The sequence below is a fragment of the Fluviicola sp. genome (assembly GCF_029266855.1).
Lineage (GTDB): Bacteria > Bacteroidota > Bacteroidia > Flavobacteriales_D > Crocinitomicaceae > Fluviicola.
Genome location: NZ_JAQSWB010000004.1, coordinates 235,914 through 248,098, shown reverse-complemented (window position 1 = coordinate 248,098; position 12,185 = coordinate 235,914). Strand labels below are relative to the sequence as shown.

Genomic DNA, 12,185 nt, shown 5'->3' with positions numbered 1-12,185 from the left:
TTTCACACGATGCTGAAAAAAAGGGTGTTCGGTTTATAAATTAAACGAAACAGTTACCGGAATTACCAACTCATCCATCTTTCGTGAAGACGATTCCTTTAAATAGAATTGTTTACTGAAGAACGGCGATAATCCGACAGAGATCCAGCTGTTTATCTCATAATTTAAGAGTAGGCCAGCTCCCGGTTGGAAGTAACTGAAGTTCTCCGAATTTGGCTTTTGAATATCCAGAACCCTTGTTTCTTTGAGTTTGAGCGATGAGTAAATATTGCAGGAAAGTCTGAGATCAGCTGCTGCAGAGAATCTTCCCATTTTAAGAAATTCAAATTGTGTTCCCAAAGAAATTAAAGCCGATTGTATTTGGTAACGAACCAGGACATCTTTTGCCAGGAAGCAACTGTTTGCTCCGTCATCCCGGATATTTGCCAGGGGCACTTTTTCTCCATTCACAAGATAAGTGAAGTAATCGAATTCGGTAATGGCCAAATTGTAATTGAATTGCGTTTGTTTTTGGTTGAAAGCCAAACCGGCGTAAATCCGGAAACGATTCCCGATTTTGAAACGGGCATGCAATCCAAGTTCAAATCCCGAAGAAGCAAAGGTGCGCTTACTCAATTGTCCGGAAGAGAAATAATCTTTAAAAGCAGCAGTATTATACAGTGACGGTCCTCCATAAATCCCCAGAGAGAACAATGAATTCTTTTTGTTCTCATCCAATTCATCCGGATTATTAGAAAAATCGCGTTTGACCAAATCCAGTATTTCGGCATAGCTCAATTCTTTCCTGCTTATTGAATCGGCTTTTATTGCAGATTCGGCTTTTGCCTGCGTTGCTTGATTTTCAGAAGTTGAATGAGTAGCCGGATCAGTTGAATTTTGGTCAGTGGACCGGTTGTTGAGGGATTCCTGCTTTCCATTCGAAGGTTGCAGTGGGTCAGTTTGTGTTTTTTCAGAAAGCAATTTTCCGGAATTAGAGGAGACAGACTTTGTTTGGGATCCGGACTGTTTTTTTAGTGAGGATCCGGACTTTTTTTGCCGGAGATTGGTATTCTGATAGGTATGGTGGGGGGAATCGGAGTGTTTGCTTGTTTTAGTTGCATTCCGATAGCTATCGGGATTGGAATCAAAGTATTTGCCTGCTTTGGTTGCATGTTCGTCCGCCGCGGCGGACAAACTACCCTTTGTTTTAGCGGGATTCAGAGTTATAAATTTATTCTTGCGCATTGAATGCTGCGTTCTTAAAACGGGAGTATTTAATTGTTCCGGAACAGAATTATTTGAAAGAGAAGTATTTTGAGAATGAGTTTTTTGACCGGAGAAAGCGACCCCTAACAGACCACCGATTACCACCAGGCACAGTCCGCTGAAAAACCACCAGAAGAAACCACGTCTCTTCTTTTCGGGGAAAAGCTCTTCTTCAATTCTGTCCCATACGAAATCAGGAACAGATGCTGTTCCATCGGATAATTTATCCTTCAGAAGTTGATCCAACTGTTTATGTTCGCTGTTTTTCATCTTTGTTCCAGTTTAAGTTTCAATGCAGCTTTTGCCCTGGTTAATTGCGAGCGGGAAGTACTTTCCGTGATATTCAGTAATTCACCTATCTCACGGTGAGAATAATCTTCCAGAATAGCGAGATTAATAATGGTCCGGTATCCGTCCGGCAATTCCTTTAATGCAAGGAGTAACCTGGCTTCCGTTTCTTCTTTTTGAAGATACTCTTCTTCTTCCGGCAGAATTCGCGCCTTATCCAGGTCGTAATCCTCCTGTTCAAACTGCTTTTTATCAATTCGAAGTTTAGCTAAACACGTGTTTACAGCAATCCTGCGAATCCAGCCTTCAAAGCTCCCCTGGCCCTGGAAAGAGTCTATTTTTCGATAAGCTGTAACAAAGGTTTCCTGGAGCGCATCCTGTGCATCCGCATCGTTTTTCAGGTAACGGAGACACACATAGTAAAGTTTAGGCGACAGCATTTTATAAATAGCATTGAACGCTTTGGGATCAAGAGAATCCCGAAAGGCATCAAGGGCTATATGGATAGAACTGAATTTCAATAGAACTGGTAAAAAGAGAGGTTCGCTGTGGCGGACTTCCCTGAGGTGTATTAAAAAGGTTAATTATTCATGTGCAACACAAATACTGCGTAATTCCGATTCAAACAAGTTTGCACCGACCGTTACGGTTTCAAATTCAGGTCCGCGGATGATGATCGAATCGACCACTCCTATAAAATTATCCCCGGGGTTCTGAGACATCCAGACCAAACCCGGTTGGAAGTAGCGCTCCACGGTGTAGCCATAAGGATTTAAAAAGTAATTCAGGGAATCCGGGACGGTAGTGATCAGAGGAGTTCCGGGAAACTGTACATTCACCAATTCCGGGAAAGGATTTGTATTGTTTGACATACGGCCATGTACAAAAGTGATTTTGTTGGAAACACAGGCAAGCATGTTTGCACTGTTGAACGCTATTGAAACGCCGCCCTGGGCACCGTAGAAACCGGTAGGGGTTTCGCTTAACAATGGACTTAAACCTACATTTTGACTGTATAGCATGAAGGGAGCCTGCTGTGCATAAGTTGTTGAAATGATCAGGTTGTCAGTTCCCAATTCCAGGTTTTCACCGAAACAGAACGAACAAGGAGTATCTTCCGGACATGGATTGACGGGTGCTGTCGGGTTGTTCTTTTTACAGGCAATTGCGAGCAAAAGTATCACAGCAGAAGCGGCAATCGGGATTAAAAGTGTTCTTTTCATATCAGTATTTTAAGGGTGTTCTTTTTAATAGAGAACAAAAACCCGTTTTCGCTGCATGGAAAAGAAACTTTTTTTGAAAAAAGAATGTAGATGTATGATTCATGTGTTAGTATGACGTAGAGCAAGAAGGTAAAGGTGCATAAAAGCAACGATTAAATGACGAAAACTATCCTGAGTCCATTCAGTTTAACTGCGTTTTAACCGTTTCGACCGATTCTCAAGTATTTTAATCTCCTTTTAATTCAAAATCAGGGCATTTTTCCTAATTTTAAGAATCAGCACAAATTGGTTTTTTAATTAGACCGCAAAACAATTTTCATGGGACATGTTCCGGAGTTAATCATCGATTTGGCATTGATCTTAGGTGCAGCGGCCGTGATGACGATCATTTTCAAAATGTTACGTCAGCCGGTGGTTCTTGGATACATCATAGCAGGAGTTCTTGTCGGGCCGTATTTTAACTTCTTTCCTACTGTTGTAGAATCAGACGGGATTAAAACCTGGGCAGAAATCGGCGTAATATTTCTTTTATTTGGTCTTGGTCTCGAATTCAGTTTCAAGAAATTATTGAAGGTTGGAAACGTGGCTGTGATCACCTCACTTATGGGAGTTGGGATGACTTTCCTGATCGGATATAACGTTGGAGTGGTCATGGGCTGGGGGATGATGGACAGCCTGTTTATGGGTGGGATTCTCAGTATTGCTTCCACAACAATTATTTTCCGTGCTTTTGATGAACTGGGAGTGAAGAGTCAGAAATTTGCCGGAATTGTACTGGGTGCTCTGATCATTGAAGATTTGGTAGCGGTTGTACTGATGGTGATCCTTTCTACTGTTTCTATTAGCCGTTCATTTGAAGGAATAGAGATGATCTTTTCCATTATCAAACTGATCTTCTTCCTGGTCTTGTGGTTTGTTTCGGGGATTTTCTTCCTGCCTACCCTGTTCAAGCGTTTAAAGAGATATCTGAATGATGAAACACTGCTTGTTCTTTCCCTGGCACTTTGTTTTTTAATGGTGGTTTTGTCTTCTCAGGCCGGATTTTCACCTGCATTGGGAGCATTCATTATGGGTTCCATTTTGGCTGAAACACCGAAAGTGGAAAAAATCGAACATCTAGTTCAATCCGTCAAGGATTTGTTCGGAGCGATCTTCTTTGTTTCGGTAGGGATGTTACTGGACCCGAACATGCTGGTTGAATACGCTTTGCCGATCGGAATCTCAACACTGGTACTTTTGATCGGAAAACCCATCTTCGCAACGATTGGAGCCCTGTTTGCCGGTCAGCCGATCAAAGTAGCTGTACAAACCGGGATGAGTTTGTCGCAAATCGGAGAATTCTCATTTATTATTGCAACTCTTGGAGTTACTCTGGGCGTAACCAGTGATTTTTTATACCCGGTAGCAGTAGCTGTTTCGGTAATTACTACGTTTACAACACCTTATATGATTGGTTTTTCCGGGAGAATGTCGGATTGGGTGACAGTGAAAATGCCGGTAAAATGGAAGAACCGATTGTACAGATACAGTCAGGGAACACAGCAGGTTACCGAGGCGAGTGACTGGAAAAAACTCATTCGCTTTTACCTGATCAACACGCTTATTTTTTCGGTGATCATTGTTAGTATTATCCTGCTTTCCAACCGGTTTTTGGCTCCGTTTTTCGATGAAAGTGAATGGAAAGATCTATTGATCGTAACACTTACCTTATTGATGATCGCCCCGTTTTTATACGCACTTGCCTTCAGACGTGGTCCCTCACAAACCTATGCAAATATCTGGACAAAACCACTTTATCGCGGTCCGTTGCTCGCCCTGATCATTTCCCGCATCGCGTTGGCTATTTTCTTTGTCGGATTTGTTTTCGCAACCTATTATTCACCGCTTGCAGCCTTAATCGGAGTGCTTGTAAGTGCCTTGTTTTTTATTACACAAAGACACCGGATCAAGCGATTCTATGGCAAGATCGAATCCAGGTTCCTCCTGAATTTTCACGAGCGTGAACTGGCTCAAAAGGAGAAAAACTACCTTGCTCCCTGGGATTCTCATTTAACAACTTTTACCCTGGACGGCCGCTCACCGATTATCGGTCTGCCTTTAAGTTCAATGAAACTGCGCGAAACATTTGGAGTCAACATCGTAATTATTGAACGGGGAGATGTTACGATTAATATTCCGAGGCAAGACCATATACTTTATCCGAATGACGTGATTTCGGTCATTGGAACGGATGAGCAGCTGACCGCATTTAAAAATTACATTACCGTTACGGAAAAACAAATAGAACCAAAGTCAGATTCTATTCAGGTTGGTTTGCATTCATTCTCCATTCCGGAAGATTCCGGTTTGATCGGTCAAACAATGCGTCATTCCAGGATGCGCGAAATGTGCAAAGGAATCGTAGTCGGGTTGGAGCGTGACGATGAACGCATTGTAAATCCGGATCCCGATATCACTTTTCAGGCAGATGATGTTATTTGGATTGTTGGTTCAAATAAACGGATCCGTATCTACCTTCGGGATATTCTTAAGAATGCTTAGAATACGCAAACCTGTTGATGTGCGAATCTTTGGGAATTTCTTTTCCCTCAAACAAATGCTGTACCAGTTCATTCATCAGAAGCGGGGCAAGCATATATCCTTTTGCTCCCAAACCGTTCGCGATGGCTATTTTCGGGTATTCCGGATGTAAACCCAATAATGGCCTGCGGTCTAAAACAGTAGGACGAACACCGGCATTATGTTCCAAAACTTCGTAAGGTTCGGAAGTGATCGATTTTAGATTTTCCGTGATTGTTTGAAGACCTTCTTCCGTTGGAATGGTGTCATCCGTGTTCCAAACATAGGTTGAACCTGCCTTGAATTCATTGTTTCCCAAAGGAAGTAAAAAACATTTGCGGTTCAACGATTCATCGGAATACATTGTTTCGGACCGGATGGTCAGTACTTCACCCTTTGTTTGTTGCAGCGGTAAATACCCGAAAAGCGGATTGTAAGTTGAATCTTTTCCTTCGGCAAAAACAATGAAATCATACCTGGTTCCTTTATAAACAGCTTCTGCGGGGTTCAGTTCATCGTGGTTGAAGTTCTCTTCCAGCAACAGGTTCTTTGATTGAAAGTAATCCCGGTTAGCCCGTATAAAACCTTTGGCATCAATATAAGAAGCCTGTTTTACACGTGCAGTGCCAAAGGTATTTTGTTCAAGAGGGAATTCCAGGTCTTCCTTCGTGAGCGTTTCCATATAATCCGAATATTCGGGCAGGTTTTGTTTTTTCTTCCAAAATTCCAATTCCTGTTCTGAGGCAAATAAACGGCGAATCACCAAAGGATGAAAAAATGAGACGCCTGTTTTATGTTCCAATTCACGGTATCTGTTATAAGCAAAAGGGATGAATTCCGAGACGCGCCAACTCAGCGTCATGCGTCTGAAAACGATCGGGTTAATGATTCCCGCTGCCACGCTTGAGGAAACGTTTTGCCCCTTATCGATGAGTTGTACCTCACAATCAGCCTGTAGCAATTCATGTGCTAAACAAATTCCGGCAACACCACACCCCACGACCAATACTTTCATAATACAAAGGTGTTGAAAAACTTGAAATAATTGAATAGTCTTATAGTCTTAACATCCTGATGTCTTAAAGTCCATTCAATTTACTTTCCAAACTTTATAAAAGGAATAAACCGGGGAGTTTTTCGCTTATAATTGATATATTCCGGGTATTTGCCGGCAGTCAGTTCTTCTGAAAAGTCAGAGCTTCCTTTGAATAGGATGACTAACAATAAACAACCTCCCATAGACCAGTTGATCCATTCTCCGGTTGCAACAATACTGAAACCGTAAAACAGGATCCAGATAGTTTGTTCCATGGCATAATTCGGGTGGCGAACCAATTTCCATAATCCCGTATCTACAAATCCCTTTGCATAGGGACCAAGGTCTTCACCCTTATTGATCCTGCGGTACTTTTCGCTCTGAAAGTCATACTGTTGCTGATCTGCTATATACTCAATGACAACCGCGATAATTATTGCAGCGGCAATAAGCCAATCCCAAACCTGGATTGCAGCCGGAGCCGAGTTCCCCAAACCGGTTAATGCGGGAAGAGTAAACAGGAAAATGAGGGAGCCCTGATACGAGCAAATAAAGAACAAATTGAACAGCATCCAAACAAAGCGATTGCTGAAACCCGGCTTTTTTCGCAGAACGCCCCAGCGGTAATCTTCTTCTCCTGTCCAGAACTTCCATTGATAAGCACCTCTTCGTCCAAAGTTATAGGTTAAACGTATTCCCCAGATGCTTACTACCACAGCCATTAAAACCAACCGCGGTTCAAAATCCCCGGCGTATGCAATATGCCAGACATAATAGATCGGAATAATACTCCAGAGTTTATCGATTTGGGAATAATTCCTGGTGATTTCTCCAAGAAGAAAACAAACCCCGGTTACGATTGCCAGGACGATCCCCATGTCGGTGAGTACTTCGGTTTGCAGCGTATTTAAGGGAGTTCCGAAATAGAAGGACATCAACGGAACCACCACTAAGGTCAGTAAGAGGATAAGTACAGTAATTAACATAGTTGAAAGTTACTATTTAATTGAAAATGCAAAATGCAAAAAGCAAAAATCATTTCAAAAAATGTAAAATTTCGAATTATTCCGCAACTGCAAGTACTGCAACACTGATCTTTGCCTGTGGAAATTCTTCCCGAAGGATACGAATACATGTCTCAAGCGTAGAACCTGTTGTTACAACATCATCTACAACTACCAGATGCTTCAGATTCCTGTTTTTGATTCCCTGTAATTTAAACCTGTTTTGCATATTGTCCCACCGTGAAGATTTTCCTTTCCTGGTCTGACTCTCAGTAAAAGAAATCCGTTTCAGCAGATCTTTCCTAAGTGCAACACCGCTGCTTTCGGCAATTCCTTTACAGATAATTTCTGCCTGGTTGTAGCCGCGGATAAACTCTTTTTTTGGGTGAAGAGGTACCGGAATCAATGCGTCCATGTCGGAAAACTTGTCGATTATTTTCATTTTTAAGCCGATCTCTTTTCCGAAATGTTTACCAATTTCAGGATTGTTTTTGTATTTGAGTTCATGCAGGATGTGTTGGGTTGAACTTTGCTGCTTAAACCGTAAAAGAGCATAAGTTCCTTCCAATTTTACCCTCCCCCAAAATAACTTATCCAGGTTAGTTACTTCGTTGTAATCTTCAAAATGGGTATATGCCAATTCACTTGAACAAATCGGACAGATTGCCAATTTGGATTGATTGAATTCATTTTTGCAGATCAAACAGTTTTGAGGGTAAAGAACATGGAGCAAATCGCGCATCCATTTGTTAAAATTCGATGAGAAATTCAGTACCATAGCAGTGTTTATTTGGCTTTGCTTACCTATCAACAACCGGGTGTTAATAGCCTACTAAAAATAACAAAAAAACATATTCGTTTTTCACCTAATTTTATAGGAAAGACGACTGAAAGTCTTCATACACTTGAAGTTGGACGAATCTGTCTTATTCTTCGATGAATTGCAGATTCTGTACTGTGAATATCTTTAGTGACCATGTTGATAAACTCGCTAAGTGTTCATGTTAAAGGCTTTCAAAGTAGCGCTGTTGAAAACCTCAAACAATTGTGGATTTCTTTAATTGCGAAAGGAAAGAATTATGACAATTTTTGTATGCCCCTTTGAGCTTAAAACTTGTTGAACACACACAACAAAATCGAAGGGGAAGCTAACTGAAATTTGAATACCAACACAAACTGATCCATGGTTGAAAAATAACCTTGGCATAGAAATTATTGACTTTAAAAAAACGGAATTAAAAATGGCAAAAGCAGAACCAATCTTATCGGAAAACAAAAACAGATTCGTGTTGTTTCCAATCCAACATGAAGATATTTGGTCTTTTTATAAGAAAGCAGAAGCAAGTTTTTGGACTGCAGAGGAGATAGATTTATCGCCGGATTTAATTGATTGGGAAACAAAATTGAATGACGATGAGCGCCACTTTGTAAAACACGTGTTAGCGTTTTTTGCGGCATCTGACGGAATTGTAAACGAAAACCTGGCAGAGCACTTTTTGGCTGAAGTGCAGTATACCGAGGCAAAGTTCTTTTACGGTTTCCAGGTTGCAATGGAAAACATCCATTCAGAGACTTACTCGTTGTTGATTGATACTTACATCAAGGATCAAAAAGAGAAGAATCATTTATTCAATGCCCTGGACACGATCGATTGCGTTCGCAAGAAAGCAGATTGGGCATTGCGTTGGATCGATAACGGTTCTTTTGCAGAGCGCTTAGTTGCATTCGCTGCTGTGGAAGGAATCTTCTTCTCCGGTTCATTTTGTTCGATTTTCTGGTTGAAAAAACGCGGCTTGATGCCAGGATTATCGTTCTCAAATGAATTGATCTCCCGCGACGAAGGTTTGCATTGCGATTTCGCATGCTTATTGTACACGAAACATTTGATACACCAACTTTCGAAAGATCAGGTACAGGAAATTATCCTGGATGCTGTTGAAATTGAGAAAGAATTTGTAACAGATGCATTACCCGTGAAGTTGATAGGAATGAATGCAGAATTGATGGCTCAGTACATTGAATTCGTTGCAGACCGCTTGTTGACAGAGCTTGGGAATCCAAAAGTGTTCAATACAACAAACCCTTTCGATTTCATGGATATGATCTCGATTCAGGGAAAAACAAACTTCTTCGAAAAACGGGTGGCTGAGTATCAAAAGTCAGGCGTTATGTCGAACAAGGAAGACCAAACATTTAGTTTGGACGAAGAATTTTAATTCATTATATTACAATAACAACAACCCAAATAGAGCGCTATATGTACGTAATTAAAAGAGACGGAAGAAAAGAGGCGGTGAAATTTGACAAAATCACTGCACGCATCATCAAGATGTGTTACGGGCTGGACCCGCTAGTTTCCCCAGAGGCTGTTGCCATGAAGGTCATCGAAGGAATTTACGATGGAGTAACAACAACGGTATTAGATAATTTAGCCGCTGAGGTTGCAGCAGCTAAAACAATTGATCACCCGGATTATGCTTTGTTAGCATCGCGAATTGCTGTGTCTAACTTACACAAGGAAACGAAAAAATCGTTCTCTGAAGTAATGGAAGACCTATATAAATACGTAGACCCGAAAACAGGTCAGCGTGCATCATTGATTGCTGATGATGTATTTGAAGTGATTCAAAACAATAGCGAATTATTGGATTCAAGTATTATTTACGATCGTGACTTCCGCTACGATTACTTCGGATTCAAAACATTGACAAGAAGCTACTTGTTAAGAACACATGGTGAGATCGCAGAAAGACCACAACAAATGTTGATGCGTGTTGCTGTCGGGATTCACAAAAATGATTTACAACAGGCAATCAAGACGTACAACTTGATGTCTGAAGGGTGGTTTACACATGCAACACCAACATTATTTAATTCAGGTACACCAAAACCTCAAATGTCTTCTTGTTTCTTGTTAACAATGAAAGAGGATAGCATCGAAGGTATTTACGAGACATTGAAATCTTGCGCTCAGATTTCTCAATCGGCTGGTGGTATCGGATTAGCTCTTCATGATATTCGTGCAACAGGATCATATATCAAAGGAACAAACGGTACATCAAACGGAATCGTTCCGATGTTACGCGTATTCAATGATACAGCTCGTTATGTAGATCAGGGTGGAGGAAAACGCAAGGGATCTTTCGCAATGTATATCGAGCCTTGGCATGCAGATGTATTTGATTTCCTTGACTTGAAAAAGAACACAGGAAAAGAGGAAATGCGTGCCCGCGATTTATTCTACGCTTTGTGGATTCCGGATTTATTCATGAAACGCGTGGAAGAAAACGGAGACTGGACATTGATGTGTCCTCACGAGTGTCCGGGACTTTCCGATACGTTCGGAGCTGAATTCGAGGCATTGTACACACGATACGAAGCAGAAGGAAAAGGTCGCAAAACGATCAAAGCACAGGACTTGTGGTTCAAGGTATTGGAATCTCAAATTGAGACAGGTACACCATACATGTTGTACAAAGATGCAGCTAACGCGAAATCAAACCAACAGAATTTGGGAGTTATCAAATCTTCTAACTTATGTACGGAGATTATCGAATACACTGCACCGGATGAAATCGCGGTATGTAACCTGGCTTCTTTGGCATTACCAAAATATGTTACGGAAGACGGAAAATTCGATCACGATAAATTGTTTGAGGTAACGTACCAGGCAACAGTAAACCTGAACCGCATTATTGACGGGAACTTCTATCCGGTAGAAGAGGCTCGCAAGTCAAATATGCGTCACCGTCCGATTGGATTAGGAGTTCAAGGATTGGCCGATGCGTTTATCCTGATGCGTTATCCGTTCGAATCTGAAGAAGCAAAAGCATTGAACCGTGAGATCTTTGAAACGATCTATTACGCTGCAATGACTGCATCCAAAGACCTGGCAATTACTGAAGGTCCATACGAAACATATGCCGGTTCCCCGGTTTCAAAAGGTGTTTTCCAATACGATATGTGGGGTGTTACTCCGACAAACCGTTGGGAATGGGATTTATTGAAAGAAGAAGTGATGAAGCACGGAGTACGTAACTCTTTGTTAGTTGCCCCGATGCCAACAGCTTCAACAGCTCAGATTCTTGGAAACAACGAATGTTTTGAGCCTTATACATCCAATATTTACACACGTCGCGTATTGTCAGGTGAGTTTATCATCGTAAATAAGCACTTGTTGAAGGATTTGGTGAAAGAAGGTTTATGGACGAAAGATATGCGTCAGAAATTGATGGCAGCAAACGGATCAGTTCAAAACATCAACGAGATTCCTCAATACATCAAGGATCTGTATAAAACAGCTTGGGAGATTTCTCAAAAAGCAATTATCGAGCAAGCTGCTGACCGCGGAGCTTATATTTGCCAATCTCAATCGTTGAATATTTTCATGGAGAATGCAAACTTCGGTAAGTTAACATCCATGCACTTCTACGGTTGGAAGAAAGGATTAAAAACAGGAATGTATTACCTGAGAACAAAAGCTGCAACAGATGCAATTAAGTTCACTGTAGATAAAGCAGTAACGGAAGAGCCGGCAGCAATATCGGCAGCTGAGTTGGAAGAACAACAAGCAGCAATCGCATGTTCTTTGGATAATCCGGACAACTGTGAAATGTGTTCAGGATAGAACTTGGATTTATATGGTAACACGTAGGGACGCGATTAATCGCGTCCCTACGTGTTTTTAATAATTACATATCGGCATATCGATTTTAAAGATGTTGTGATGTTAATAATTGTGCCGTTTTTATGAGATCACACATGTAATCCCGCTGTTGGAGACGCGAAGCATCGCGTCACTGCAGCGGGATTTTTTTGTTTTTATATACT

The 12,185-nt window shown here is 41.3% G+C and carries 9 protein-coding genes; 3 read left to right on the top strand and 6 right to left on the bottom strand.

Annotated features, from left to right (window positions below; translation table 11 throughout):
• Positions 1-33 precede the first annotated feature (33 nt).
• The 3 genes from K0S23_RS11310 to K0S23_RS11300 form a co-directional block, all read right to left on the bottom strand.
• On the bottom strand, positions 34-1,515 hold the full coding sequence (locus K0S23_RS11310; protein WP_300357285.1) for a hypothetical protein: 1,482 nt from the start codon (positions 1,513-1,515) through the stop codon (positions 34-36).
• A complete protein-coding gene (locus tag K0S23_RS11305) occupies positions 1,512-2,054 on the bottom strand; it encodes an RNA polymerase sigma factor (protein WP_300357282.1) in 543 nt (180 codons plus the stop codon). Before K0S23_RS11305 ends, K0S23_RS11310 begins: the two co-directional genes overlap by 4 nt.
• A gap of 63 nt (positions 2,055-2,117) precedes the next feature.
• Positions 2,118-2,756, bottom strand: a complete 639-nt coding sequence (locus K0S23_RS11300) for a hypothetical protein (protein WP_300357280.1) — start codon at positions 2,754-2,756, stop codon at positions 2,118-2,120.
• A 318-nt stretch (positions 2,757-3,074) separates the two neighbouring features.
• Here K0S23_RS11300 and K0S23_RS11295 point away from each other — a divergent pair, with 318 nt between their 5' ends.
• Positions 3,075-5,297 (top strand): cation:proton antiporter, encoded by a 2,223-nt coding sequence (locus K0S23_RS11295; protein ID WP_300357278.1) that lies wholly within the window; start codon positions 3,075-3,077, stop codon positions 5,295-5,297.
• On the opposite strand, the gene K0S23_RS11290 is transcribed toward K0S23_RS11295, so the two are convergent.
• From K0S23_RS11290 to K0S23_RS11280, 3 genes are all read right to left on the bottom strand, one after another.
• Positions 5,284-6,330, bottom strand: coding sequence for an FAD-dependent oxidoreductase (locus K0S23_RS11290; RefSeq protein ID WP_300357276.1), 1,047 nt, complete (start codon positions 6,328-6,330; stop codon positions 5,284-5,286). The genes K0S23_RS11295 and K0S23_RS11290 overlap by 14 nt on opposite strands.
• An 80-nt stretch (positions 6,331-6,410) precedes the next feature.
• On the bottom strand, positions 6,411-7,337 hold the full coding sequence (locus tag K0S23_RS11285) for a DUF1295 domain-containing protein (protein ID WP_300357275.1): 927 nt from the start codon (positions 7,335-7,337) through the stop codon (positions 6,411-6,413).
• A gap of 76 nt (positions 7,338-7,413) precedes the next feature.
• Complete coding sequence (locus K0S23_RS11280; protein ID WP_300357272.1) at positions 7,414-8,133, bottom strand: ComF family protein; 720 nt, start codon at positions 8,131-8,133, stop codon at positions 7,414-7,416.
• Positions 8,134-8,596: 463 nt separating this feature from the next.
• Between K0S23_RS11280 and K0S23_RS11275 the strand changes: the two genes are divergently transcribed.
• The gene (locus K0S23_RS11275) at positions 8,597-9,571 is read left to right on the top strand and encodes a ribonucleotide-diphosphate reductase subunit beta (protein WP_300357269.1); all 975 of its coding nucleotides are present in this window, start codon (positions 8,597-8,599) and stop codon (positions 9,569-9,571) included.
• 41 nt (positions 9,572-9,612) lie between these two features.
• On the top strand, positions 9,613-11,982 hold the full coding sequence (locus K0S23_RS11270) for a ribonucleoside-diphosphate reductase subunit alpha (protein ID WP_300357267.1): 2,370 nt from the start codon (positions 9,613-9,615) through the stop codon (positions 11,980-11,982).
• Positions 11,983-12,185 lie beyond the last annotated feature (203 nt).

Excerpts from the sequence above, each read along its gene's own strand:
- K0S23_RS11310 (WP_300357285.1), bottom strand. The coding sequence starts at position 1,515 with ATGAAAAACAGCGAACATAAACAGTTGGATCAACTTCTGAAGGATAAA.
- K0S23_RS11300 (WP_300357280.1), bottom strand. The coding sequence starts at position 2,756 with ATGAAAAGAACACTTTTAATCCCGATTGCCGCTTCTGCTGTGATACTT.
- K0S23_RS11295 (WP_300357278.1), top strand. The coding sequence starts at position 3,075 with ATGGGACATGTTCCGGAGTTAATCATCGATTTGGCATTGATCTTAGGT.
- K0S23_RS11290 (WP_300357276.1), bottom strand. The coding sequence starts at position 6,330 with ATGAAAGTATTGGTCGTGGGGTGTGGTGTTGCCGGAATTTGTTTAGCA.
- K0S23_RS11285 (WP_300357275.1), bottom strand. The coding sequence starts at position 7,337 with ATGTTAATTACTGTACTTATCCTCTTACTGACCTTAGTGGTGGTTCCG.
- K0S23_RS11280 (WP_300357272.1), bottom strand. The coding sequence starts at position 8,133 with ATGGTACTGAATTTCTCATCGAATTTTAACAAATGGATGCGCGATTTG.
- K0S23_RS11275 (WP_300357269.1), top strand. The coding sequence starts at position 8,597 with ATGGCAAAAGCAGAACCAATCTTATCGGAAAACAAAAACAGATTCGTG.
- K0S23_RS11270 (WP_300357267.1), top strand. The coding sequence starts at position 9,613 with ATGTACGTAATTAAAAGAGACGGAAGAAAAGAGGCGGTGAAATTTGAC.